We start from the raw sequence: 24,630 nt of genomic DNA, 5'->3' as shown, positions 1-24,630 counted from the left end.
ACTGATATAAATAGTTTTTTTCGGCCAATGACTTAAAATTTCAAACCGTTGGCCAACTATTCACAAAATATAGATATAAATGGCCTATTATGGCCATTTCTTAACACAATTATTCACTATTTTTTTTATTTTCAGGCCATAACAATGTTCCAATTGCAGGCAAAATAAGTATTGCGGCCAACATGTTTACTAAAAACATAAAGGTCAATAATATTCCCATATCAACTTGGAACTTAAGATCTGAAAATACCCAGGTACTGACACCCACCGCAAGGGTGATCCCTGTGAATAACACTGCACTACCACGTTCCACTAACGCATTGCGATATGCTTGCGTCAGTGACATACCTTCACGTAATTGTTGACTCATTGATGATAAAATATAGATACCATAATCAACACCAATACCCACACCTAAAGCGATAACAGGCAATGTAGAAACCGTTAACCCTATTTCTAAATGCACCATCAGCGCTTGTGCAAGCGTTGAAACAACATACAAAGGTAATACAACAGCGATTGTGGCTCTTACAGAGCGAAAACTCACTAAACATAACGCAATTACGGCACCATAGACATAAAGCATCATAGGAAGCTGAGCAGCGGCAACAGATTCATTGGTTGCAGCCATAACACCAACAGGGCCTGATGCAAGCTTAAATTGTAGCTCATCTGTTTGCTCTTCTAACGAATAACGTTTCACCGCATCAATTACACGCTCAATCGTTTCAGCTTTATGATCCTCCATGAAAATAATCAATGGCATCACACTACAGTTACCATCGAGTAACCCAGAGCTTGTCTCTACACGAGAAGTTGCTTGTACCAGTGAAGAAGTATTACGTGGCAAGGTTTGCCATTTCAAATTACCTTCGTTATAACCGGCATTAACAGCTTGGGCCACCGAGCTTAGCGAAACAATAGACTGAACGCCTGCTACATTTTCCATGCGCCATTGAAACCGATCGATGCGATCCATAGTATCGTGAAAAGTACAGGCTTCTGGTGAGGCTTCGACCAATACCTTTAAAATATCAACAGTAATGGTGTAGCGATCTGTGATTAAAAACGTATCTTGGTTATAACGCGCATCCTGATGTAATGATGGCGCACCCGCATGCAAATCCCCTATCCGCATTTTTTGCGCTTGCCACATGCCAAGCCCAAATAAAATAACGGTAAAGAATAAGATATAGCGTGCGACTTTTTTATCGGTTGCTTTAACCAGGATTTCTCGAAAAACATCAAACTGCGCTGAAGAGCCCTGTTTTGAGGCTATTTTTTTCTCAGAAATATAAGAGGCAAGAACAGGCAATAATACAAGATTAGTAAAAATAATAACCGCAACACCGAGACTGGCAGTAATAGCAAGTTCACGGATTATTCCGATATCAATAGAAAGTAGTGTCAAAAAGCCTACCGTGTCAGATAGCAACGCAATTCCACCAGGAATGAGTAAACTACGAAAGCTCGCTTCTGCGGCCATTTTACTGCTAAAACCTTCAGTCACTTTTTTACCAATTGCGTTGATCATCTGAACACCATGACTCACACCAATCGCAAACACTAAAAAAGGCACCAAAATAGACATTGGGTCGAGGCCAAAGCCAAGTTGAGACAATAAACCTAACTGCCAGACAACAGCAATAAGCGAACAAACTACCGGTAAAATAGTCAAGGTTAAGCTTTTACAAAACAACCAAACCATGACAAAAGTGAAAGCGATAGCTATTAGGAAAAACAGCACGACACCTTTAGCACCATCAGCAATATCACCAGCCATTTTCGCAAAACCAATGATATGAATTGATACATTATCAGTGGTAAATTTACCGCGAATTTCAGTTTCTAATTTGTTTGCAAGCGCAAGGGTATCAAGTGGCTCTTGTGTACTAGGATCAACCTCCATTAACTGAGTGGTAACCATGGCACATGAATAATCACTGGCAATCATGCGACCAACAATATTTGCTTTTTCAATATTTTCTTTTACTTTGGCAAGACCCGCTTCATCAGGCACAAAGTTAGCAGGAATAATTGGACCACCGGCAAAACCATCTTCGACCACTTCAACAAATCGGGCACTTGGTGAAAAAATTGATTGTACTAAAGGTCGATTAACTCCAGGTATAAAGTACAACTGATCATGGACTGATTTTAATTGAGCAAAAAACTCAGGATTAAAAATATCTCCTCGTGCATCACACACTGAGATAAGCACACTGTTAGCACCACCAAACTGCTTTTCGTGCTTTAAATACACTTTCATGTATTCATGATTTAGTGGGATATTTTTATTAAAAGAGGCATCAAGCTTGATCTGACTCGCTTGAAACATCAAATAACAACTGGCTACAATAAACAGTAAAATAACAGATAAACGATGACGGAATACAACTGACTCAATCCGAGTTAACAACCTTTCCATTTCTATTTTAACTCCTCGAGTTTAATCCCAACTTCACTGGCTAAAACGAGTTTGTTGCCAAGTATAGCGCCCGAAACCAGTGCTTTAGCATCATGAAATTGTTTTACTTTTAATTGATTTTCAACGTAATGAACCATTACACCATTATTAGCCAGTAATAATGCGCCTGTATTCGTAACAATTATTTTATTGATGGTAGCATGGCTACTATTATCGAGAGATTGCCAGTTTTCACCTTGGTCAGTCGATAGAAAAACATTTCCACGTAAACCAGCAGCCAACCAATCGCCATTGATTAATTCTTTGACATCAAAAAAAGAACCCGGATAAATTTCATCTAACCGTTCCCAAGTAATACCAAAATCTAGGCTGGTTGCCAAAAGACCTTGCTCACCCACCATAATAAGTTGATCTTTAGTAGCAGTAACTTGATTCAAATGTGGCAAAATCGCTTGAATTTCATTTAAATAACCCTCTGGGTTAGTTTCTTTTAACTCAGCAAGAAAATCTTTATCTTCATCAAATAATAACGATGTTTGAAATTCAGACTGCCAGTGCATTCCACCATCACGGGTGCGATAGAATAAACCATAAGCACCAATAGCAATGCCATTGCTTTTATCTTTAAACAAAATATCTAGCAAAGGCTTATCAAGCTCAGGTTGATTGTGCTGTATTTGCCAAGTAAGCCCACCGTCTTGCGTTGCTAAAATAGTTGCATCATGCCCTGTGGCCCAGCCATGCTCAGCATCGATAAAAAAAACTGACGTTAATAAAGTTTGCACAGGCACAGCAGCCTGCAGCCAAGTTTCACCATCAGCACTTGTTAAAATCACTCCATGCTTACCTACTACAACTAACCCTGCGTTAGTTTTAACTATATCAGTAAGCAAGGTTTTATCTGCTCTTGGGGAGATCACAGCGGCTTTTGGAGAAAGATCATTGGCAAAGACGCTAATCGAGCAACACAATAAAACAATATTTAGTAAAAACTTCATATATAAACTTGACCAAAAAAAACGGCCCTTAACGGGCCGTAGAGTTTATCTAAGACCTTCTCTACGAAGGGCGTTGGACGTAAATTCATTATCATTAAATGACTGAGAAAAATCATACATTTTCTCTTCATTATCTAAGCCAATCGCTAAGTAACGACGTGAATTTAAATCATGGTAAACATCTAAAGTACTCCAGTGTGTCGGTACTTCATAATAGTTAACACCATGGGCCATCGCGACACGATACAGTTGATCACGGTTATCGTATAAGTCTGCAATGTGGATTTGCCAGCTATCTTCATCAATGAAAAAGACGCGTTTTTTATAGATATGGCGAGTACTTTCTTTTAGATTCGCCTCAACCACCCAAACGCGGTGTTTTTCATAGCGTACATAGTCAGGATTAATATGACCAGGCTTCAAAATATCTGCATACTTTAATTCATTACTGTGTAGCTTGTAGCTATTGTAAGGAATATACATCTCTTGCTTACCTTTTAACTCCCACTTGTAACGGTTAGGTGAACCATTAAACATATCGAAGTCATCCGTTGTACGCAAACTATCTGATGCTGTACCTGGTGCGTCATAAGCAACATTAGGAGCACGACGAACACGACGTTGGCCAGTATTGTAAGTCCAAGCTTGGCGAGGTGTTAGAATTTGGTCCATTGTCTCATGTACTAACAACGCAGTACCCGCAAGACGTGCAGGCTCCGTTACAGCTTGTTTGAATTTAAACAAGATATTAGATGCTTGTAATGATTCAGGTGTTGCTGTTGGCTCAGAATACTTAACTAATAGCTGCTCATCAAAACCAACCATGTTGTAGTCGCCAGATGCAGTTGGAGCTGCTTGACCACCAAAACGTTGAATTGATAAACCTCGATAACGTAAAATATGGTTCCAAATTACTTCAAGGCCCGTTTTAGGGATTGGGAAAGGAATACCGATAGCGGTATTTTTAATTCCATTACCTTCTTCTATTAGCTCAGCATTAACTGAATACTGCTTTGTTGCATCATAAATAAACTGTGGGTATGACGCACTTCTACGAGTTTGATACACATTCATTTTGAACGTTTCTGGATATGTTTCAAACATCGCAATTTGACCCGGCGATAAAAGTGATTTGTATTTATCTAAATTACTTTTATCAATTGTAAATTGCACTGCGTCTGCTTTAAAAGGATCTGGGTGGTGCATGCCAACAGTATAATTTTCTGGCGTTTTAGTAATGCCGCCTTCCCAAGAAGGAATTGAGCCATCTGCATTGCCCGCCTTTTCAGCACCAAGAGGTGTTAAATCAGCACCTAAACGCGCAACTTCCTCTGGCGTTAATTTAGCCATTGCAGCACTTGAAGCAAATAAGCTACAAAGAGCAACGGCGATTAGGGTAGGTTTTTTAATCATATATATACCCTTAGATAGAATATTTAATATTGAAAGAAACATAATCACGATCAGCGAAATTATTTGTTTGACCACCACCCCAGAAACTGTTGTAGCTAAAATCTACCGACCATGCGTTTTGATAATTGAAGTTCATATTAATACCCAATGACTTACGATCTTCAACAAATAAGTACATAGGATCTGGTGTAATACCGTTCACATCATGAGAGAAAACCACACGTGGTGAGAAGTTTACGCCAGAGAAAACATTGTTGTAATCCCCTTTTGCCACTAAGCGATAACCCCAAGCAGATGCTGACGGGAAAGGATTAGTTTCAACACCATTAGAAACAGCTTGGTGTAACAAGGTGTAGTCTTGGCCAGCAACACCAACCATAGTGCCTGAGCGACCAGTACCAGCAACATTTAAGCGCATTTCATCATACGAAGGCATATCATTGATGGTCACACCACCAATCTCACCTAATAATGCCCAGCTATCAGCACCTAAAGACGGACCAAATAAATGGGTTGCAGTAAATTGTAATTGCATCGTATCAGATGTGACATACCCTTTTGCAATTGAGCCTGGCGCAACCGTTTCAATTTGAGAAATTTCAGCAAACTCAGGGCGAATACCCGCAACAGCTAGTTGCTCTGCCATACCTGCGTATAACAACTCTACGTCATCAATTTGCAGTGGTTCATCTTGGCGATAAGCAAATTCACCGGCAAAGGCTGTATTTCCAACATTAGTATTAAAACTCAAACCAAATAGTTTGATATCTTCTGGGTATTCTAAAATTGCTTTGGTAAATGCACCTAGTTGAGTGACATTATCTTCAGTAATTTTAGTCGTCGCAATCATATTTAAATCTTTAGCTAAAGAAGCTTGAGTAAAATCAGATGCTTGACCAGAAATCAAAGGGCGACTGCTGTGGTAATTAATATAGTAGAGTGCAAATTCAGTATCGTTTAACTCAGGGGAAAACCAACCTAACTTAACACCAAATTGGCCTGAATCACTTGGCTCTTTAATCCCTGCATCACCCTTGCCTTTTAAAGCAACTTTTGTTGGGTAAGCAAGATACATATTGGCAAGTAATTTTTGCGCAGCTGCACTTTGCGGTTCAATTCCTTGTGCTTGTAGGGCTGCGCCCCACTGTGCATACAAAGAATTAAGATTGGTTGTTAAATGTTCTAAATCAATATCAGGATTTGAAGTAAAGCCTAATTGAACATTACTTTGATAACCGTTCACAGAAGCAAAGTCATTGGTAGAGAAATAAGTACCAGTCACTGGTAACCGTGTTTCATTCCACTGATATTGATAATAAGCTTCTAAAGTAAGGTTTTCTGTTAAACCTAATGAAGCCCAAACTACGCCTACTGGGATAAACGCTTCTTTTAATTCAGCACCAGGTGCTTTTAAACGATCAATATCAACGGGGTTAACATTGATACCATGAGAAATAAGCGTACTTTCACCCCAGTTAACAACTTGCTGACCGATACGAATAGACAATGGATTTTGACCATCATTTAAATCAAAGTCAGCATAAGCAAATGCATCAAGTAAGCGTAAATCTGTACAGACTTGCTCTTTGGCTTGTTTATCAGCGCATGGATCTACTTGCTTACCAGAAGTAGGATTAGAATATGCGCGGTCCCCATCCATCAACTCTAAATCATAAAAATACATGAAACGAGTAAAGAAACCGAAATTATCTTTTCTGATATTGAGTTCGTGAGTGCCCTTTAATAATTGTGAAAACGTATCACCTTTATCAAAGTTTAAATTACCCGCATCACCATTATTGGAATAACTGCCAGGCTGCGCCCAAACATCCGATGAGGAATAAATTGTATTATATGCTGCGTTATAACCAGTCCAATCAAAACGTGGATGGTTACTTTTACCAATTTGCGCAAAATCCCTTTCTTCTACTCGCATGCTTGCGCCATACGAAAATGTAGAGTCAAAAGTTACGTCAAATTCACCGAGTTGAAAACTAGCGGCTGAAAGGTGTTGGCTAGAAAAAGCCAGACAGGCAGCGGTAATTCCCAACGCTAGCTTATTTTTGACAAAAAGAGGTCTTTTTATCATTTTATCTCCCCCTTGTAACGGGTCACTTAGTGATCAAGTTATTGTTTTTAGTGTGCTTGTAACAAAAGAAATCATTACAGTTAATTTCCAAGGTTTCAAGATACAAATTATTTTTATCGTTATTCAAAATGTATTTTTAACATTGGTCTGACATCGTACCAGCTAATTTATACACTTGAAAAGCTCATAACACAAAACTCTTTTAACAAAAACGTAACTTTTTTATCGTTTTATCAGATTTTTATGTCTTCACCCTATCTTTTCTAAGCTAATGAATTGATGGGTTTCGGTTAACCTTAGTCTATATCTTCCTCGGATCCCAATTGATGTGATAAAAGGTCGAAATCGTTCAGCAGGTAACCTTATTTTTTTCCCCTCATCTGAGGTCACTTGAATCTGTTTAATCGTGCCATGATAATAACCAAGGCACTTTTCATAACTTAAATTAATAGTAAAAAAAAATTCAAACATGATGTTTATTTCAATGCATTTGTTACTTTTTCAAAAAGGTCCGGACTTAAATTTTCAAGCTGTTGCAATCTGTCTAACTGCTTTTTAACCAACTTTTGCCTTGTAGTATCAAGTTTTTTCCAACTCATCAAAGGCGTTATCATCCGAGATGCATTTTGTGGATTAATCTTATTAAGTTGAATCAATAAGTCTGCTAATAGTTGATAACCAGAGCCATCAACAGCATGAAAATATTGACTATTAAATTGTGCAAAGCTACTGACCAACGCACGCACCCTGTTTGGATTGGCAATATCGAAATGAGGATGCTGATATAACTGTTTGATATGCTCAACAACATTAGGCGCATTTAACATCGCATTTAATGCAAGCCATTTGTCCATTACTAACGTGTCTCGTTGCCATTTTAGTTCAAACTGAGCAAGCATTGCCGTTGCAAGCGAATGATTGGCCAAAACCAGGGCTGTTAACGCAGCAAGGACATCGGTCATATTATCACTATCACATTGAGCTTGAAGTATTTTATCAATTTCATCTGTAGCTGTTTTGGCAAGGTAGTAGATACACATACCTTTGAATGCTCGCTGACCTACAGCTAAGGCCGTTAGTTGTCCGCCATCGTTTTGTTGACGATATAAAGAAATAAAATCAGCCTGAAGCGCAATCGATATTTGCAGCTCAAATGTTTGTACTACCGTAATTATTTGATCTACGGGGATAACTGTAAATTGTGATGCGATGGTATCAAAACTTGGTAACTTTAAGAGTTCAGAAATTAGCTGTTTATCTAATTGTGGGTGGTTCACAATCCACTTTAATAACTGCAGAATTTCGTATGGCAGGCTCTGCTCTTGGGTATCTTCAGAATTAATGGCGTGCTTTATATGTTTTATAAATAAACTTTGCAAAGCGTCCCAGCGCGAAAAATCACTGGTTGCGTGACGTACAATATTGATTAGCTGCTGATCATTGTATTGAAAATCAAGTGTACACGGCGCTGAAAAATCAACCAGCAAAACAGGCGTTGGTGCGCTTTTAATCGAATCAAAAATAAAGGTATGAGACGCTCCTGTCAGATTGAGCACCGAAGAAATTGGCTTACCCTGATGTTGCAATGCTAATAAATCACCGTTTTCATCAAGTAACTCAATAGCAAATGGAATATGTAAATTTAGTTTTTCTTGCTCATCGGCTGTAGCTGGATGATTTTGGTTAATTGTCAAATGATAGCGCTGGTTTAAACTGTCATACTCTTCTTTAACTACTAAATTTGGTGTACCCGATTGACTATACCAATGTTTAAACTGCTCAAGATTAATACCACTTGCATCGCTCATTGCACTGACAAAATCGTCACATGTCACCGCTTGACCGTCGTGACGGGCAAAATAAAGATCAATCCCTTGTCTAAAATTGTCTTTACCTAACAAAGTATGGATCATCCTGATCACTTCAGCCCCTTTATCATAAACAGTAACTGTATAGAAATTATTCATTTCTATCACTTTTTCAGGGCGAATGGGATGTGCCATTGGACCTGAATCTTCAGCAAATTGATGAGTGCGCATCACTTTAACGGCTGCAACTCGATTGATACCACGCGAACCAAGATCAGAGCTAAACTCCTGATCTCTAAATACTGTTAAGCCTTCTTTAAGTGATAACTGAAACCAATCTCGACACGTTACCCGATTACCCGTCCAATTATGAAAATACTCATGGCCAATAATGGACTCAATCATATGGTAATCTTTGTCTGTTGCTGTTTCTTGATTTGCTAATACGCACTTGCTGTTAAAAATATTAAGACCTTTATTTTCCATCGCGCCCATATTGAAAAAATCAACTGCAACAATCATGTAGATATCAAGGTCGTATTCTAAGCCATATACTTCTTCATCCCATTGCATTGCTTTTTTTAAAGATGCCATGGCATGAGAAGATTTATTTAAATTACCAATATCAACAAACAACTCTAATTTTACTTCGCGACCACTTGAAGTGACATAAGAATCGGTCAATACATCAAACTGTCCCGCAACTAAAGCAAATAAATAGCACGGCTTTTTATAAGGGTCTTGCCAAACAGCAAAATGCTTCCCATTTTCAAGTGTGCCACTGGCAATTTTATTACCATTTGAAAGCAAATATGGAACCGTTTGATCAGCAATAACTTTAACTTCATAGGTTGCAAGCACATCAGGTCTATCAGGAAAAAAAGTAATTTTTCTGAACCCTTCTGCTTCACATTGCGTGCAATATGCCCCACCTGATAAATACAAACCTTCTAACGAGGTATTTTCTAGCGGGTTTATTTCTGTAATTATCTTTAGTTCATATTCATCTGCATCATGATGAATAATTAGCAATTCATCTTTTTGACTAAACTCAGTAAATAATTGATTATCTATTTCAATCTCAATGAGATTAAGTTCAACGCCATCAAGAATAAAATCCAGCGCCGCTTTATTGCAACGTTTTACTTTTGATATTGCAGTGACCCTGGTGTGTGTCGGTTCAAGTTCAAATGTTAACTTGATATCTTCAATCGTAAAATCAGCGGGTTGATAATCTTTAAGATACTTTGCTTGTGGCAATGCAGACATAAAATCCTACTTAGGAGCCATTGGCTCCATTAAAACTAATTAGAAAGGTGTTTAGGCGTAATTTTTAAAATCTTAATCCCTAAGTAGGCATATATCACTGCAAGTACTGGATTGATCAGATTAAAAAATGCATAAAACGCATAATCGAGTGGGCTAATTGCAAGTACACCTTGCATGTATGCCCCACATGTATTCCAAGGGATCAAAGGACTGGTGATTGTGCCACCATCTTCTAAGGTACGAGATAAATTTACATTATCGAGGCCACGTTTTTCATATTCTTTTTTAAACATACGACCGGGCATAACAATCGCCATATATTGATCGGCAGCAATCATATTTGTACCAATACAAGTTGCGATTGTCGCAGTGATCAAAGAACCGGTGCTTTTGGCAACTTTTAAAATGCTTTTGACAAAAACTTCAAGTAGACCCACTTTTTCCATCACAGATCCAAATAAAAGCGCAATCATAATGAGCCATGTTGTATTCAACATGCCCGCCATGCCACCGCCGCTTAATAAACTGTCCATGCTTTCATCACCGGTCTTAATCGAGAAACCATCAAAAAAAGCAGTCCATACTAATTTAGTTGCACCGACTAAATAACTATCGGTCGATGCGATTTGCGCCGCAATTAAATCATGCTGAAAAATCAACGCCCAAACAGCACCTAAAACAGCTCCAATTGCAACCGCAGGAAATGCAGGCATTTTTTTAAGCGCTAAAGTCAATAAGGTTAATAATGGTACCAACATGATTAGACCAATATTAAAATGACTTTGTAAAATCTCATTAATTTCATTAATACGTGATGCTTCGGCAACATCTGCGGCGTTAAAACCCATGAATACGAAAATAACCACCGCAATAAAAAAGCTCGGTACGGTAGTCCAAAGCATATGATGGATATGGTCAAATAAGTTAGAGCCGGCAACAGCGGGCGCTAAATTGGTTGTTTCTGATAGTGGGCTAAGCTTATCGCCAAAATAGGCACCTGATATAACCGCCCCTGCCGTAACAACTTGATCTAATCCAAGCCCAGTTGCCACTCCCAATAAAGCAACACCGATTGTTGCAGCTGTGGTCCAAGAACTTCCAATACTCATCGCTACAATGGCACACAAAATACAACTTGCCGCATAGAACCAACTTGGGTTGATAACTTGCAGACCATAATAAATTAAGGTTGGCACTGTCCCTGATAGCAACCAAGTGCCAATCAAAGAGCCAACCATAAACAATATTAAAATTGCACCGAGTGATAAGGTGATCCCCTTGATCATCGCCTCTTCTAAAACAGCCCAGCTAAAACCATTTTTTAAACCAATCAATAGTGCTATTGCGGTAGAAAATAATAGCGCGATTTGATTTGGGCCACTTGAGGAACTATCACCAAATAAATATACCGAGCCGCCCAAAGAGCAGATTAAAAATAGCACTGGTAACAGTGCATCAAATATTGTTGCTTGTTTAGTTTCTTGCACCTAAGGCCTCTCACTGATTTGAACGGGTAATAGTGATTATTTCGTTTGTTTATTTATTATCGCTATTGCCAATATAGATTATTTAGACAAATAAAGTGTTCAGTATAACAAAGTATTTGAAGGATAACTGTCTAATACTTAAGCGTTTAAAGAATAAAGGGGAATAAAAAAAGCGCCGAAGCGCTTTTTTTATTTTTTTGCATATCGACCATATTTTATATAATCGGAGGTGATTTGTGCTGTTTCTTCCAAGAATGGGTCAAGCTCACTAATTATTTCAGGTACATCATCTAATTTAGCAATCTCAGGTTGACCCAATCTTTTTAAACGTTCGTTAGTACGTTGGAGCGCGATTTTATCGTTATCATCACGCTCTGTAATTCGTTGCTTTTCTATTAGAGAAATTCTTTTACGATTTTTCTCTTTTTTATAACGCTCGATATCATCAAAAACATAATTAAACTCAGGTTCAGTTTTTATTCTCTCGTCATGTTTCTTTTGTAAAAACGTAATTGCAGGGGCTAAATCAGCAAGCGAGCTGTATTTTGCATTGGCAATATGATCCCAAGGTAATGCATTATCTTCTTGGCTTTCACCCCACTCTGCAGGATCGATTGGTGAAGGCAATGAAATATCGGGGATCACGCCTTTGTGCTGTGTACTACCGCCATTAATACGGTAAAACTTTGCAATAGTGTATTGAACACTACCTAATTCATTATCGTATAGGTCGTAATTACGCCCTAGACCACGATGCTGTTGCACTGTACCTTTACCAAAGGTTTGCTCACCTATAATCACTGCTCGACCATAGTCTTGCATTGCAGCAGCAAAAATTTCAGATGCAGAAGCACTATAACGGTCAACTAAAACAGTAAGTGGGCCATCGTAAAAAGTAACACCATCAACATCTTTTTGTTCTTCAACGCGACCATTTAAAGTATGAATTTGTACAACAGGGCCTTGGTCGATAAATAAACCAGAAAGTTGCGTTGCTTCATATAAAGAGCCACCACCGTTTTGACGTAAATCGATGATAATGCCATCTACTTTTTCTTCTTTTAGCTTAGCGATTTCTTTTTTCACATCCGCTGAAAGATTGTTATAAAAACCAGGAATATCGATAACACCAATTTTTGTATCTAATTCTGTGTACTTAGGCGTAAAGACCGATGCTTTCACCGCTTTGTCTTCTAATCTAATTTTGTCACGAATGATTTCAACAATTGATGGTGTACCGTGAGCGTCAGCACCTTTTAGATACTGAAGACGAACGGTTGTGCCTTTTGGACCTTTAATTAATTCAACTACATCATCTAAACGCCAGCCAATGACATCAACAAATTTGTCATCACCTTGAGCAACACCAATTATGCGATCATTTGATTTAATTTTTTCTGACTTATCAGCAGGGCCGCCAGGGACCAAGCTACGGATAACTGTGTAATCTTCGTCATAACCTAATACAGCGCCAATTCCTTCAAGTTCAAGATCCATATCCATCTTGAATTGTTCAGCACGGCGTGGTGATAAATAAGACGTATGAGCTTCGATGCTACGAGCAAACGAATTCATTGCAATTTGAAAGGCATCTTCGCTATTAGTTTGAATCAATCTTTTTAACGTATAACTATAACGCTTTTCTAAAACTGTTTTAATTTCTGACCAATCTTTTCCGGTTAGCTTTAAACGTAATGCATCATATTTTACTTTTTGACGCCATATTTCATTTAACTCATCGGTGGTTTTAGGCCAAGGCAAGTCTTCACGATCAAATAGGTAGTCATCAGCTTTATCAAAAGTCATTTCATTTTCGAGTAATGCTAACGAATATTGATAACGCTCAAAACGGCGTTTTAAACTCAGATTAAATATATCAAAGGCAAAATCAAGCTTACCTGTGCTTAACGCATTATCGACAGAGGTTCGATATTTCTCAAAACTATCAATATCTGATTGTAAAAAAACACGGCGGTTATAATCAATCGATTCGATATAACGGTCTAAAATTTGAGAGGAAAGCTCATCATCTAGTTGGATGAGCTTATAATGAGCACGAGTAAAAAAGTTTGTCACCCTTTTGCTAGCGGTACTATGTTGACTTTCTTGTTTTAAAACAGGTAAATCAGCGAACGTAAAAGTGTCTACTTTGGCAAAAACATTAAATGCCAAAAAAGCGGCTGCAATAGGAATGAGTTTTAACTTTTTACTCATACATCATCTCCTTAGATTGAATACAGACTATCTGCCTTAATTTTAACCTGCATACCAGTAGCAAGAACTACGTGAATCTCTTCCTTATTGATTTGCGTAATTGTACCGTTAACTAAGGCCTGGCCTAATTTAACTTTTACTAAGGCGTTCACTTTGATATTTTCAGCTGGTAGCGCTTCTATTTTTGTACTACGTTTTGCAGGTTTGTCTTCTTTAGTCTTACTAGGAGCTACTTTAGTTCCTTTTGCTGCAGATGTATCTGCGTTAAAAGGTTTCTTTTTGTAAGATTTTTTGTCAGCGTCAGGTTTTGGACGTTGTTGTTTTTTACGCTGTGCAAATTTAGCACGGCTTTCTTCTAATGCTTTAACTGCGTGATCAATATGTTCTTGCTCAACTTTTTCACAGTCATTACCATCTAAATCGATACGAAAAGCATGTTTAGTCACAGCTTCAAGGTAACGCCAATTTGAAGTATATTTACGAAGAGCTTGACGAACTTGTGTTTTACTAACACGTTCATCACCTTCGATACGCTCAGCGACATCTTTAAAAATACCGACTTTTAAAGGCTTAATACCTTCTTTTTCAAAGAAACAGTTTGGAAACTGCTCATATAAGTAACTTAATACTTCGGTAACATCTTTTAGCTTGTTAATGGTGTCCATCATAAAACCTTTAATCACATTTTCTCATCAAGTGATGTGAAAACATATTGTTTAACCCAATCGATCAATTCTTCGAAGTCAGCTTCAATGATAGCAGTGTCACCACGAAGAAAATCCCAAATACCAGAAATTATCTCTTCAATTGTTTCGCACGGAGTGTCCTCAGGAATTTCTTGCCAAGCAATATGAATGAGTTCATTCAAATTTTCGGCAACCTGTTCTTCATCCCCTTCCCAATCACCCACATCGTGACTAGAATGCAAAAAATCTTGAACGTTTAATAAGTCTTTCATTAAAGTTGTTGCTCAAACAGTCGTATTAACGCTTCAAGCCCTTGCTGATCTTCTAAGTCAAAACGTGACAGTTGTGGGCTATCAATATCCAATACCGCCACTACTTTACCTGATTTGTGTACAGGGATCACTATTTCCGAATTAGAAGCTGCATCACACGCTATATGGCCATCAAATTGGTGAACATCCGCAATGAGTTGTGTTTCATCCAGAGCTGCAGCAGTACCACATACTCCTTTTCCCATTGGGATCCGAATACATGCAGGCTTACCTTGAAATGGGCCTAAAACTAATTCTGAGTCAGAATCAACTAAATAAAACCCAGCCCAATTAATATGCTCTAAGCTCATAAATAAAAGAGCACTAATGTTTGCCATATTGGCAATTACATTAGTTTCACCTGAGATCAAACCTTGCGCTTGTTGATTTAGCGACTGATAGAACGTATTTTTATCCATACGATACAACTTTTAAAAAATCATACAGTCGCTTAAGGTACTCTTTCGAGATAATAAATGAAACCTTTAAACGTGAAAAAATAGTATTTTTCATCGCTCTTTCTCACTCATTGACTATTTCTCAATCAAGTCAGCATCTATTGACTACAATTTTGAATTTAAATCATAATTTCTGAGGAGTTGTTCTTCGAAGTGTATATAAAAATAAACCAGCAGCGAATAAAGACATAACCGTATTAACTAAAAATATCTCCCCCATATTTGCGCTTAAAAAAGCCGAAAATACAGCGCCTCCTAACATGCCTACAGTTAAAATACTGGAGTAAGTTACTTTTTGGCGTTTTGCTAGATACAAATACAGCGGTACAACACACACAGCCATCGTTAGTCCGACAATATGCGCATTTGATAATGCAGTCATTAGAATACTAAAAAATAATTTACTATCGGCATTTTCAATACTTAAGCAGTAATAGATACCTATTACACTTCCAATAATTAGCGGGGATAATAGCGAAAAAAGAATACTTTTTAAAACAGATGATTTCATAGATTGCTCACTTTACATCAATAATTACTTGAGCATGACTGAGCTGATTGAATTTGAATACTCGACCAAAGTAGCAATTTTAAAACAGAAAAAACGAAAAAACCGCATTAAATGCGGTTTTTTCGTTTTGTAATAAGTGGCGGAGAGATAGGGATTTGAACCCTAGATAGGCTACAAACCTATGCCGGTTTTCAAGACCGGTGCAATCGACCACTCTGCCATCTCTCCGTCGTTTGCTTTACAGCAAAATTTTTATTTAAGTCGTTATTTTCCAACCACTTAAATTAAATAAGTGGCGGAGAGATAGGGATTTGAACCCTAGATAGGCTACAAACCTATGCCGGTTTTCAAGACCGGTGCAATCGACCACTCTGCCATCTCTCCGCTGCGGTGTGCATATTAGTGAAGTGATTTGCTTTTGTGAAGCATTTTTTTATTATTTTTGTTTGAGTGCTCAAATTTCGACTCATTTGACCAATAACACAACAATTTACTGTGTAAAATTGAACTCTGTTAAGTTTTATTCATCAAATAATTGACGAACAATCGGCTTTTATTGCTCGAGCGTGAAAGTATTGTTAGTCTAAGCACTGTTCACATAACACTATGAAACTGCCACAGGAACGAGTTTCAAACAAGGAGTCCTATTATGGGGTTTAATCATACTTATAGTAATGAACGTTCTGTTCATTCTGTTGTAGAAACGAATAAAGTTTTACGCAATACCTATCTTCTGTTAGGCATGACATTAGCATGTAGTGCTGTAACAGCCGGGATCTCAATGGCTTTACAACTTCCTTATTTTATGGGGTTGGTGTTTAGTATTATTGGGTTTGGTTTATTGTTTGTTGTAAACAAAAAAGCCGATAGCGCATCTGGGATTGGTTGGATTTTTGCTTTTACTGCCTGTATGGGCGCAGGCCTTGGCCCATTATTAAACCACTACGCTGCAATGCCAAGTGGCCCCATGTTAATAATGCAAGCATTAGGCTCAACTGCATTAGTATTTTTTGGCCTTTCGGCTTACGCTATGACCACTAAGAAAGACTTCTCTTATCTTGGAGGATTTTTAACAGTTGGTTTATTAGTGGTAATCGTCGCAAGCTTAGTGAATATCTTTTTAGGTAGTAGTACAGTGTTTCTAGCCGTAAATGCTGCTGTTATCTTCATTATGTCTGGTTTTATCTTGTTTGATACAAGCCGCATTATTAATGGTGGTGAGACTAATTATATTCGCGCCACTTTGTCGCTTTATTTAAATATCTATAACCTGTTTGTTTCAATCTTGCAGTTATTAGGTTTTGCAAATAATGATTAATTGCTAATTTCTGTTAAACTAGCCTCGATTATTCGGGGCTTTTTTATAGGTGAAATTTGGCCAGTTTTGTACTTTCGCTACACAGTAGCCCATCTCATAGTAATTCTGTGATTAATCTGGTGCAGTTTGCAAACACATGCTTGCAGCAAGACCATGAAATTAAAGCTATTTTTCTTTATCAAGATGCAGTTTGGCATGCCAGTTCAAATTTTATGATCCCCACTGATGAATATCAGTTTACAGCGCAATGGCACACATTAAGTGATGCAGCCATTCCGTTGCTTTTATGCGTGACAGCTGCGGAAAAAAGAGGGTTAGATTTGAGTAGCTGTAGTCCATTTCAAGTAGCCGGACTTGCTGAATTTGCAATGACGGCTGCAACAGCCGATAAATGGGTGCAATTTAAATGAAAAATGTATTGGTGATCAATTCAAGTAGTCCATTCTTACATTTAAATGGACGCGAAGCACTCGACATGGCGCTCATTTTTGCAGCAATAGATCAAAATGTTGCCCTACTCTTTCGAGATGCAGCGGTTTTGTGTCTTAAAACCACACAACATCCTGAGCAAGCTCATTTAAAAAATTATTTTAAAACCCTAAAAACACTTGAGTTATATGATGTTGATCAACTCTATGTCTGTGAGCAGTCTCTGAAAGAATTTGGTCTCAACCCTGATGAATTATTACTTGATGTTGAAATATTAGATTCAGATTCACTTCATCGTTTATTTAAACAATACGAACACATAGTAACATTATGACCCTTCATATCTTTAACCAAGCACTATCAGCTATTGAATTAAATAAAGTAAAATCTTTAATTAACGAAAAAGATACTCTGTTACTGACTCAAGATGCGTGTTACAGCGCAAAGTATTTTAAGTCGCTTCATTGTGAGCAAATGCTCCTATTAGCAAGTGATGCACAAGCTCGACTAAATCAGGATGAACTTGTTTCTCTTAGTTTAATCGAATTTTCTGACTGGGTTGAACTCACCCTAAGTCATCAATCTATTATTACGTGGTAAGCATGCTAGTTTTTAAAGAACAAATGATAGCAACCGATAAAGAAGGTTATCTACTTAACTCTGATGAATGGTCTAAAGAATTAGCGCCTCATATTGCCATGCTTGAGCAAATTGAATTAACAGAGCCACATTGGGAAGTAGTGATGTTTGTGCGAGACTTCTATCTTGAATTTAATACCAGCCCAGCCATTAGAATGCTAGTCAAAGCGATGGCAAAAAAATTAGGTGAGGATAAAGGAAACAGTATTTATTTGTATAAATTGTTCCCTAAGGGCCCCGCTAAACAAGCAACTAAAATAGCTGGTTTACCAAAGCCCGCTCGCTGCATTTAACTTTTATTTTAAAGCACTTTTCATAGCAAAAAAGCGCCAATGGGCGCTTTTTTATTGATGGTGAGGCGTCATTATTTACTAATAACGGTTACGCCACCCATATATCCTTGCAATACTGTAGGCACTACTATTGAGCCATCAGCTTGTTGATAGTTTTCTAAAATAGCAACTAACGTACGGCCAACCGCTAAACCTGAACCATTTAAGGTATGTAATAATTCTGGCTTTTTCTCGCCTTGACGACGAAAGCGTGCTTGCATACGACGAGCTTGAAAATCAACCATGTTTGAACATGATGATATTTCGCGATAGGTATTTTGTGCAGGTAACCATACTTCAAGATCATAAGTTTTAGCTGAACCAAATCCCATATCTCCGGTACATAAAATAACTTTACGATATGGTAATTCAAGGGCTTGTAGAATTTGCTCTGCATGCCCTGTTAATTCTTCAAGTGCTGCCATTGAGTCTTCTGGTTTTACCAATTGCACTAATTCTACTTTATCAAATTGGTGCTGACGGATTAAACCACGAGTATCGCGGCCATAGCTGCCCGCTTCACTACGAAAACAAGGTGTATGAGCAGTTAACTTGATTGGTAAATCTGCTTCATCATAAATTTCATCACGCGCGCAGTTTGTTAATGGCACTTCAGCTGTTGGGATAAGACTAAAGCCATCTTGTTCAACACCATCGTCGTTAACTAAGCCTTTGGTATGAAATAAATCTTCAGCAAATTTTGGTAATTGACCAGTTCCGAATAAGCTGTCTTTATTAACTAAATATGGTACGTACATTTCTGTATAACCATTTTTGTCGCTGTGAGTGTCTAGCATAAACTGAACAAGTGCGCGGTGCATCCGGGCAATTTGACCACGCATAACCGTAAAACGTGCACCACTTAATTTAACACCAGCTTCAAAATCAAGCCCTTTGTTTAAGCTTTCACCTAAATCAACATGATCTTTTACTTCAAAATCAAACTGTTTTGGCGTGCCCCATTTTAGTACTTCAACATTGTCTGACTCGTCTTTACCTGATGGTACAGAGCTATCTGGTAGGTTTGGTAATGACGCAGAGATATCATGTAATGTTGCAAGAATTTGGTCCTGAGCAATTTTCGCGGCATCAAGTTCATCACCTAAATGACCGACTTGCGCACGTAAAGGTTCGATATCTTCACCACGCGCCTTTGCCTGACCAATGGCTTTGGAGCGAGTATTACGTTCATTTTGCAAATCTTGAGTTTTGATTTGTAGCGCTTTACGTTGTTCTTCTAACGCATTTATTTGAGCAACATCAAGCGTGAAACCACGGCTCGCTAAACGTGCTGCGGCCTCATCAATATCTTGACGTAAGTATTTTGAATCCAACATGTTTTATTATTAACCTTTTTGCAAAACTAACTGTATGCCCAACCAAGCAACAAAAATACAGCAAACTAAATTCAATGTGACATTTAAACCCATTTTTAACCATTGTCCCTGCTGCATCAGCAGTAAAGTATCAAGGGAGAAAGTCGAAAATGTAGTTAATGCACCTAAAAAACCAATTCCAATTAAGCTTTTGGCAGGGCTAATGGCGATAATTTCTTTTTCAATTAAGCCATACAAAATGCCCATCATTAACGAACCCAGAATATTAACTGTCAAGGTGCCAAAAGGGAATCCCTTACCGAGAAGTTTTATCATTGAGTCGCTAATAAAATAGCGTAAACACGCCCCTGTTGCTCCGCCCATCGCAATAAAAAAATACAGTTTAATTGCTGTCATAGCGTTTATTTTCACTCTGATTATTTTGACTGGCTAAGTAATCCAATTTGTCTTTAATTTGCTTTTCAAGCCCGCGATCTGTTGGCTGATAGTAGTGTTTGGTTTTAAGTATTTCAGGGAAATAATTTTCACCTGCAGCAAAAGCACCCACTTCATCATGCGCATAACGATACTGCGCACCAAATCCGAGCTCTTTCATGATTTGAGTCGGTGCATTTCGTAAATGTTCAGGTACAGGATAACTTGGCAAATGTGCTGCATCGTGTTTAGCCTGATTAAAAGCGGTGTAAACCGCGTTACTTTTAGGGGCTGAAGCGAGATATAATGTTGCCTGCGCGATGGCTCGTTCGCCCTCAGACGGTCCAACTCGTTGAAAGATATCCCATGCATTAAGTGCCACTTGCATCGCGCGAGGATCGGCATTACCAATATCCTCAGTTGCAATAGCAAGTAACCTTCTGGCAACATATAAAGGATCCCCCCCACCCGCTAAAATACGACAGTACCAATAAAGTGCAGCATCGGGCGCAGATCCCCGAACAGACTTATGAAACGCAGAGATTAAATCGTAAAATTCATCTCCACCTTTGTCGTATTTTGCAAAATGACTGGGTAATACATGCTCAAGCACTTGGCTATCAATCACTTTTTTACCAGCAATGGATTGCGCTAAATCTACGGATTGTTCGAGTAAATTTAACGCTTTTCGAGCATCCCCTTGCGCGGCTGCGCACAACGCCCCTTTGGCTTTTTCATCCATGCTTATTTGCAATGTAGAAAGTATTGGGTCTTGTATTAAAGCCCGATTAATCACTTGCAATAAATCATCATCTGTCAAAGATTTTAAAACATAAACACGGGTGCGAGATAAAATAGCGTTATTGAGGGCAAAAGAGGGGTTTTCAGTTGTCGCTCCGACAAATAAGAATGTGCCATCTTCTATGTGTGGTAAAAAAGCATCTTGTTGCGACTTATTAAAGCGATGTACTTCATCAACAAATAAAAGCGTCCTTTGCCCATGTTGGAGCGAATTTTTTGCCTGCTGGACACTTTCACGAATTTCTTTCACGCCAGCGGTTACCGCTGAAAGTTGAATAAATTGTGCGGTTGCATGATGTGCAATCAGTTGCGCTAGCGTCGTTTTTCCGGTGCCAGGCGGGCCCCATAAAATCATAGAATGGCAATGGCCACTCAAAATAGCCTGATATAAAGGTTTATCTTGTGCCAATAAGTGCTGTTGACCGCAATATTCGGCCAATACATTGGGTCTCATTCGCGCCGCTAATGGCCTAACATCAGGGGCGAAATTAAAATCGAAATTACTCACCTTGACTTTGATCGTCTACCGCAACCCCTTCAGGGATTGTAAATTGAAACAGGCTGGCATCTAAAGGGGTATTAACTTTATTTTGCTCAAAATCAAACTGCGTTTGCTGACCAGTAGAATCTAAAATTAAGATTGTTTTAAAACCCAAGCCATTACCATCAAATACGAGTGTTAACTTCTCAACTTGGCTTTGTTGACCAAGTGCAGGCGTCAGTTCATAACTGCCATTAACCGCTGTCACATTATAATTATTCCACAAGCTCATATCTTGATGATGAGTTAATAAAACAAACGGCGTGCTATCAATTAAACTCTCGGTATTCATGATGGTCACTTGTTCAGCGAAAGCATCAAAAAAATACGTTTTTTCGCCGTGTGACACTAATAAAGTATCTTCTTGTTGCCAACGCATTTGGTTTGGTTGCTGCAACTGTAATTGCCCTTTAGCATGTTGCAGAGGCTGCTTTTGCTCATCAAACACGGTTTGCTTAAAATGGGCATCAAAACTGGTTAATTTGCTTAATTCTTTTTGTAAATCAAGCTTTGCGTCAGCCAATAAAAAAGGGCTAAAAAACAACATTGAAGACAATAATATTTTTTTCATTTAATACCTTAACTAATGCGCGCCATTATTTGGCGATAATACTTCGCGTGTCCCGTTGTGACCTGGCGAGCTTACAATTCCGGATGCTTCCATTTGTTCGACTAAACGAGCGGCGCGGTTATATCCGACTCTCAAACGTCGTTGTACACTTGACACCGAGGCTCTGCGGCTTTCAATAACAAATGCAACAGCTTCGTCATACAGCGGGTCGCTTTCGCTGTCGTCACCTTCTGCTACTTCACCCGGTAGCAATACTTCGTCACTGGCATCACCATTTAAAATTTCCTCAATATAATTTGGCTTACCGCGCGCTTTCCAATCATTCACAACCGCATGCACTTCGTGGTCGTCAACAAATGCACCATGAACACGAACCGGCACGCTTGTGCCTGGCGGTAAATACAACATATCACCCATACCTAATAAATTTTCGGCCCCTTGCTGATCTAAAATAGTTCGAGAATCAATTTTAGAAGACACCTGAAACGCCATTCGAGTTGGAATATTAGCTTTAATCAAACCAGTAATTACGTCTACCGATGGACGTTGTGTTGCGAGCACTAAATGGATCCCTGCCGCACGGGCTTTTTGGGCGATACGGGCAATCAGCTCTTCTACTTTTTTACCTACTATCATCATCATGTCGGCAAATTCGTCTATCACAACAACGATTGCAGGTAACTTACCAAGTTCCGATGGAAACTCCGCCATACTATCTGATTGCTTAAACAGAGGATCTAAAATGGGTGTACCTGCAGCAATCGCATCCGCTACTTTTTGGTTGTAGCCTTTTAAATTTCTAACACCAAGTGCTGACATTAACTTATAGCGGCGCTCCATCTCACCAACGCACCAACGCAATGCATTTGCAGCCTCTTTCATATCGGTGACCACTTCACACAACAAATGCGGGATCCCCTCATACACTGACAGTTCCAGCATTTTTGGGTCAATCATAATGAGGCGCACATCTTCAGGAGTCGACTTGTATAACAAGCTAACAATCATCACATTAACGCCCACTGACTTTCCTGAACCCGTGGTACCAGCTACAAGTAAATGGGGCATTTTAGCTAAATCAACAACGACAGGCACACCAGCAATATCCTTACCTAGCACCATGGCAAGAGCTGACTCGTTTTCTTCAAATTTAGGTGCGCAGATAACTTCAGAAAGTCTCACTACTTCACGGTATTTATTCGGCAATTCAATGCCAACGTAGGTTTTACCTGGAATAACCTCAACCACACGTACACTAATTGCAGATAATGAACGGGCTAAATCCTTTGATAAGCCAGATATTTTTGACACCTTAATTCCAGGAGCTAGGTCAAGCTCAAAACGGGTAACAACAGGGCCTGGATAAACGCCAACCACTTTAGCTTGCACTCCAAAATCGAGTAATTTTTCTTCAACTAACTGAGAAACAGCATCTAGTTCTTCTTGCGAAATAGGATTCATTTTCTTATCTGGTCGGTCGAGCAAATCAAGCGTCGGTAAACGGCTCATTGGCGGCTTTTCTTCAAGTAACGCTTCGAATTTTTCTTTTGCTGTTTGTGGCACGTGGGCCTGAGCTTTAACCGCAGGCATAGGTACAGCTTCAGATTGTTGCATCTGTGTAACTGGTTCTTGAAAATGAGAGACCACGGGTGATTGCTCAGAATGATGTAACTCATCTAATGCATTGAGGGCTGATTTTGTATCAATCGGCTCTTCATCAACCGCGCTAAACGATAAATCATCGTCCAAAAAGTTATCAAACTCTTGGTGGGCCGGATGCTGTAAACTTGGTTCCACACTTTCATTTTGCCAAGCAGAAGGAGCCAATTTAGCCGCAGCTTTTTGTTCATCTTTATTATGTGACTGAGGTTCTGCTTTAACCTCTAAAGCTGGTTTTTGAGTATTTTCAATGCGATGCTGAGCTTTGGCTAACTGATAATCTTGCCAACGCGCAGGTTGACGGTGCAACCATAACGCTGCTTTGACCACTAAACCACCTAAATAATCGACAAACTCAACCCATGAAATTCCTGTTAACAGGGTCAAACCGGCAAAGAAAAAACATAACAATAGAATGGTCGTACCAGTGAAGTTAAAGGCAGGCATCATAGCGTTCGCTATAACATCCCCAACTACCCCACCGGATGAAAAATAAAAAATATCATCAAAGTTAATACTGCTAATTGCTGATGCCGCACTGACAAAAAATACCATACCTAACAGGCGTAAGCCCAAGGTCATGTAATCAAGTTGCAATAATTTATGTGGTTTTTTAAAAAACAGATAGCCAAATAATTGAATCGCCGCAGGCACAAAAAAAGCGAGCCAACCAAAGGTAAATAATAAAATATCTGCGAACCAAGCACCGGCCGTACCGGTGATATTCTTGACTTTAATAAATTCACCGGTTTGTGACCAAGAAGGATCGGCAGGATCAAAACTAATTAAAGCACATAAGATAAAAGCAGCCAAAGCTGTGCTTATAATCAAACCCGTTTCTAATAATCTTTGCACACCATTTAGGCGCATAGTCTGTCTATCCCCATGCATTTATTAACTTTTATTCTTATCATGAT

The 24,630-nt window shown here is 38.8% G+C and carries 22 protein-coding genes and 2 tRNA genes; 5 read left to right on the top strand and 19 right to left on the bottom strand.

Annotation, left to right across the window (positions count from 1 at the left end):
- Positions 1 to 109: 109 nt before the first annotated feature.
- The 14 genes from PTUN_RS08385 to PTUN_RS08320 all read right to left on the bottom strand — a co-directional run bounded on the left by PTUN_RS08385 (position 110) and on the right by PTUN_RS08320 (position 16,056).
- A complete protein-coding gene (locus tag PTUN_RS08385) occupies positions 110 to 2,428 on the bottom strand; it encodes an efflux RND transporter permease subunit (protein ID WP_009839808.1) in 2,319 nt (772 codons plus the stop codon).
- 2 nt (positions 2,429 to 2,430) lie between these two features.
- A complete protein-coding gene (locus PTUN_RS08380) occupies positions 2,431 to 3,426 on the bottom strand; it encodes a WD40/YVTN/BNR-like repeat-containing protein (RefSeq protein WP_009839807.1) in 996 nt (331 codons plus the stop codon).
- A gap of 45 nt (positions 3,427 to 3,471) precedes the next feature.
- Entirely contained in the window at positions 3,472 to 4,839 is a 1,368-nt protein-coding gene (locus PTUN_RS08375; protein ID WP_009839806.1) for a DUF1329 domain-containing protein, read from the bottom strand.
- 10 nt (positions 4,840 to 4,849) lie between these two features.
- Complete coding sequence (locus PTUN_RS08370) at positions 4,850 to 6,928, bottom strand: DUF1302 domain-containing protein (protein ID WP_009839805.1); 2,079 nt, start codon at positions 6,926 to 6,928, stop codon at positions 4,850 to 4,852.
- A 249-nt stretch (positions 6,929 to 7,177) separates the two neighbouring features.
- Positions 7,178 to 7,399 carry a DUF2835 domain-containing protein gene (locus PTUN_RS08365; protein WP_009839804.1) on the bottom strand — a complete coding sequence of 74 codons (222 nt, stop codon included), beginning with the start codon at positions 7,397 to 7,399 and terminating at the stop codon, positions 7,178 to 7,180.
- 5 nt (positions 7,400 to 7,404) lie between these two features.
- On the bottom strand, positions 7,405 to 10,005 hold the full coding sequence (gene pepN / locus PTUN_RS08360) for an aminopeptidase N (RefSeq protein WP_009839803.1): 2,601 nt from the start codon (positions 10,003 to 10,005) through the stop codon (positions 7,405 to 7,407).
- Between the two features lie 35 nt (positions 10,006 to 10,040).
- Positions 10,041 to 11,492, bottom strand: a complete 1,452-nt coding sequence (gene nhaC / locus PTUN_RS08355) for a Na+/H+ antiporter NhaC (protein WP_009839802.1) — start codon at positions 11,490 to 11,492, stop codon at positions 10,041 to 10,043.
- A gap of 189 nt (positions 11,493 to 11,681) precedes the next feature.
- The gene (gene prc / locus PTUN_RS08350; RefSeq protein ID WP_009839801.1) at positions 11,682 to 13,706 is read right to left on the bottom strand and encodes a carboxy terminal-processing peptidase; all 2,025 of its coding nucleotides are present in this window, start codon (positions 13,704 to 13,706) and stop codon (positions 11,682 to 11,684) included.
- Positions 13,707 to 13,717: 11 nt separating this feature from the next.
- Positions 13,718 to 14,371 carry an RNA chaperone ProQ gene (gene proQ, locus PTUN_RS08345; protein ID WP_040644129.1) on the bottom strand — a complete coding sequence of 218 codons (654 nt, stop codon included), beginning with the start codon at positions 14,369 to 14,371 and terminating at the stop codon, positions 13,718 to 13,720.
- A 14-nt stretch (positions 14,372 to 14,385) separates the two neighbouring features.
- Positions 14,386 to 14,664, bottom strand: a complete 279-nt coding sequence (locus PTUN_RS08340) for a hypothetical protein (RefSeq protein ID WP_009839799.1) — start codon at positions 14,662 to 14,664, stop codon at positions 14,386 to 14,388.
- Positions 14,664 to 15,122 carry a GAF domain-containing protein gene (locus tag PTUN_RS08335; RefSeq protein ID WP_009839798.1) on the bottom strand — a complete coding sequence of 153 codons (459 nt, stop codon included), beginning with the start codon at positions 15,120 to 15,122 and terminating at the stop codon, positions 14,664 to 14,666. The genes PTUN_RS08340 and PTUN_RS08335 overlap by 1 nt, the downstream gene beginning before the upstream one ends.
- A 163-nt stretch (positions 15,123 to 15,285) precedes the next feature.
- On the bottom strand, positions 15,286 to 15,672 hold the full coding sequence (locus PTUN_RS08330; RefSeq protein ID WP_009839797.1) for a hypothetical protein: 387 nt from the start codon (positions 15,670 to 15,672) through the stop codon (positions 15,286 to 15,288).
- A gap of 137 nt (positions 15,673 to 15,809) precedes the next feature.
- A tRNA-Ser gene (locus PTUN_RS08325) sits at positions 15,810 to 15,900 on the bottom strand.
- A 65-nt stretch (positions 15,901 to 15,965) separates the two neighbouring features.
- Positions 15,966 to 16,056: transfer RNA gene (locus tag PTUN_RS08320), tRNA-Ser, on the bottom strand.
- A gap of 265 nt (positions 16,057 to 16,321) precedes the next feature.
- On the opposite strand from PTUN_RS08320, the gene PTUN_RS08315 reads away from it, so the two are divergent.
- The 5 genes from PTUN_RS08315 to PTUN_RS08295 are packed head-to-tail and all read left to right on the top strand — an operon-like array spanning position 16,322 to position 18,351.
- On the top strand, positions 16,322 to 16,990 hold the full coding sequence (locus PTUN_RS08315; protein ID WP_009839796.1) for a Bax inhibitor-1/YccA family protein: 669 nt from the start codon (positions 16,322 to 16,324) through the stop codon (positions 16,988 to 16,990).
- A 56-nt stretch (positions 16,991 to 17,046) separates the two neighbouring features.
- The gene (gene tusD, locus PTUN_RS08310) at positions 17,047 to 17,400 is read left to right on the top strand and encodes a sulfurtransferase complex subunit TusD (protein WP_009839795.1); all 354 of its coding nucleotides are present in this window, start codon (positions 17,047 to 17,049) and stop codon (positions 17,398 to 17,400) included.
- Positions 17,397 to 17,753, top strand: coding sequence for a sulfurtransferase complex subunit TusC (gene tusC, locus PTUN_RS08305; protein WP_009839794.1), 357 nt, complete (start codon positions 17,397 to 17,399; stop codon positions 17,751 to 17,753). The genes tusD and tusC overlap by 4 nt, the downstream gene beginning before the upstream one ends.
- Positions 17,750 to 18,019 carry a DsrH/TusB family sulfur metabolism protein gene (locus PTUN_RS08300; RefSeq protein WP_009839793.1) on the top strand — a complete coding sequence of 90 codons (270 nt, stop codon included), beginning with the start codon at positions 17,750 to 17,752 and terminating at the stop codon, positions 18,017 to 18,019. The genes tusC and PTUN_RS08300 overlap by 4 nt, the downstream gene beginning before the upstream one ends.
- A gap of 2 nt (positions 18,020 to 18,021) precedes the next feature.
- Positions 18,022 to 18,351 (top strand): TusE/DsrC/DsvC family sulfur relay protein, encoded by a 330-nt coding sequence (locus tag PTUN_RS08295; protein WP_009839792.1) that lies wholly within the window; start codon positions 18,022 to 18,024, stop codon positions 18,349 to 18,351.
- A gap of 71 nt (positions 18,352 to 18,422) precedes the next feature.
- Here the strand turns inward: PTUN_RS08295 and serS are convergent, their stop codons facing one another.
- Genes serS through PTUN_RS08270 form a run of 5 tightly spaced genes read right to left on the bottom strand, consistent with a single transcriptional unit; the run spans position 18,423 to position 24,583 of the window.
- Positions 18,423 to 19,727: a serine--tRNA ligase gene (gene serS, locus PTUN_RS08290; RefSeq protein WP_009839791.1), complete on the bottom strand. Its 1,305-nt coding sequence runs from the start codon at positions 19,725 to 19,727 to the stop codon at positions 18,423 to 18,425.
- Between the two features lie 9 nt (positions 19,728 to 19,736).
- Complete coding sequence (crcB, locus tag PTUN_RS08285; RefSeq protein ID WP_009839790.1) at positions 19,737 to 20,123, bottom strand: fluoride efflux transporter CrcB; 387 nt, start codon at positions 20,121 to 20,123, stop codon at positions 19,737 to 19,739.
- The gene (locus PTUN_RS08280; RefSeq protein ID WP_009839789.1) at positions 20,110 to 21,450 is read right to left on the bottom strand and encodes a replication-associated recombination protein A; all 1,341 of its coding nucleotides are present in this window, start codon (positions 21,448 to 21,450) and stop codon (positions 20,110 to 20,112) included. Before PTUN_RS08280 ends, crcB begins: the two co-directional genes overlap by 14 nt.
- On the bottom strand, positions 21,443 to 22,054 hold the full coding sequence (gene lolA, locus PTUN_RS08275; RefSeq protein ID WP_009839788.1) for an outer membrane lipoprotein periplasmic chaperone LolA: 612 nt from the start codon (positions 22,052 to 22,054) through the stop codon (positions 21,443 to 21,445). The genes PTUN_RS08280 and lolA overlap by 8 nt, the downstream gene beginning before the upstream one ends.
- A gap of 12 nt (positions 22,055 to 22,066) precedes the next feature.
- Entirely contained in the window at positions 22,067 to 24,583 is a 2,517-nt protein-coding gene (locus PTUN_RS08270; protein WP_009839787.1) for a DNA translocase FtsK, read from the bottom strand.
- Between the last annotated feature and the right edge of the window lie 47 nt (positions 24,584 to 24,630).

This window comes from Pseudoalteromonas tunicata, from assembly GCF_002310815.1.
GTDB lineage: Bacteria > Pseudomonadota > Gammaproteobacteria > Enterobacterales > Alteromonadaceae > Pseudoalteromonas > Pseudoalteromonas tunicata.
This window is presented reverse-complemented; position numbering and strand designations above follow the sequence as displayed.

What these genes read in the sequence shown, in the direction of transcription:
- PTUN_RS08385 (WP_009839808.1), bottom strand. Translation starts at nt 2,428, where the DNA reads ATGGAAAGGTTGTTAACTCGGATTGAGTCAGTTGTATTCCGTCATCGT.
- PTUN_RS08380 (WP_009839807.1), bottom strand. Translation starts at nt 3,426, where the DNA reads ATGAAGTTTTTACTAAATATTGTTTTATTGTGTTGCTCGATTAGCGTC.
- PTUN_RS08375 (WP_009839806.1), bottom strand. Translation starts at nt 4,839, where the DNA reads ATGATTAAAAAACCTACCCTAATCGCCGTTGCTCTTTGTAGCTTATTT.
- PTUN_RS08370 (WP_009839805.1), bottom strand. Translation starts at nt 6,928, where the DNA reads ATGATAAAAAGACCTCTTTTTGTCAAAAATAAGCTAGCGTTGGGAATT.
- PTUN_RS08365 (WP_009839804.1), bottom strand. Translation starts at nt 7,399, where the DNA reads ATGTTTGAATTTTTTTTTACTATTAATTTAAGTTATGAAAAGTGCCTT.
- pepN (WP_009839803.1), bottom strand. Translation starts at nt 10,005, where the DNA reads ATGTCTGCATTGCCACAAGCAAAGTATCTTAAAGATTATCAACCCGCT.
- prc (WP_009839801.1), bottom strand. Translation starts at nt 13,706, where the DNA reads ATGAGTAAAAAGTTAAAACTCATTCCTATTGCAGCCGCTTTTTTGGCA.
- proQ (WP_040644129.1), bottom strand. Translation starts at nt 14,371, where the DNA reads ATGGACACCATTAACAAGCTAAAAGATGTTACCGAAGTATTAAGTTAC.
- PTUN_RS08340 (WP_009839799.1), bottom strand. Translation starts at nt 14,664, where the DNA reads ATGAAAGACTTATTAAACGTTCAAGATTTTTTGCATTCTAGTCACGAT.
- PTUN_RS08335 (WP_009839798.1), bottom strand. Translation starts at nt 15,122, where the DNA reads ATGGATAAAAATACGTTCTATCAGTCGCTAAATCAACAAGCGCAAGGT.
- PTUN_RS08330 (WP_009839797.1), bottom strand. Translation starts at nt 15,672, where the DNA reads ATGAAATCATCTGTTTTAAAAAGTATTCTTTTTTCGCTATTATCCCCG.
- PTUN_RS08315 (WP_009839796.1), top strand. Translation starts at nt 16,322, where the DNA reads ATGGGGTTTAATCATACTTATAGTAATGAACGTTCTGTTCATTCTGTT.
- tusC (WP_009839794.1), top strand. Translation starts at nt 17,397, where the DNA reads ATGAAAAATGTATTGGTGATCAATTCAAGTAGTCCATTCTTACATTTA.
- PTUN_RS08300 (WP_009839793.1), top strand. Translation starts at nt 17,750, where the DNA reads ATGACCCTTCATATCTTTAACCAAGCACTATCAGCTATTGAATTAAAT.
- PTUN_RS08295 (WP_009839792.1), top strand. Translation starts at nt 18,022, where the DNA reads ATGCTAGTTTTTAAAGAACAAATGATAGCAACCGATAAAGAAGGTTAT.
- serS (WP_009839791.1), bottom strand. Translation starts at nt 19,727, where the DNA reads ATGTTGGATTCAAAATACTTACGTCAAGATATTGATGAGGCCGCAGCA.
- crcB (WP_009839790.1), bottom strand. Translation starts at nt 20,123, where the DNA reads ATGACAGCAATTAAACTGTATTTTTTTATTGCGATGGGCGGAGCAACA.
- lolA (WP_009839788.1), bottom strand. Translation starts at nt 22,054, where the DNA reads ATGAAAAAAATATTATTGTCTTCAATGTTGTTTTTTAGCCCTTTTTTA.
- PTUN_RS08270 (WP_009839787.1), bottom strand. Translation starts at nt 24,583, where the DNA reads ATGCGCCTAAATGGTGTGCAAAGATTATTAGAAACGGGTTTGATTATA.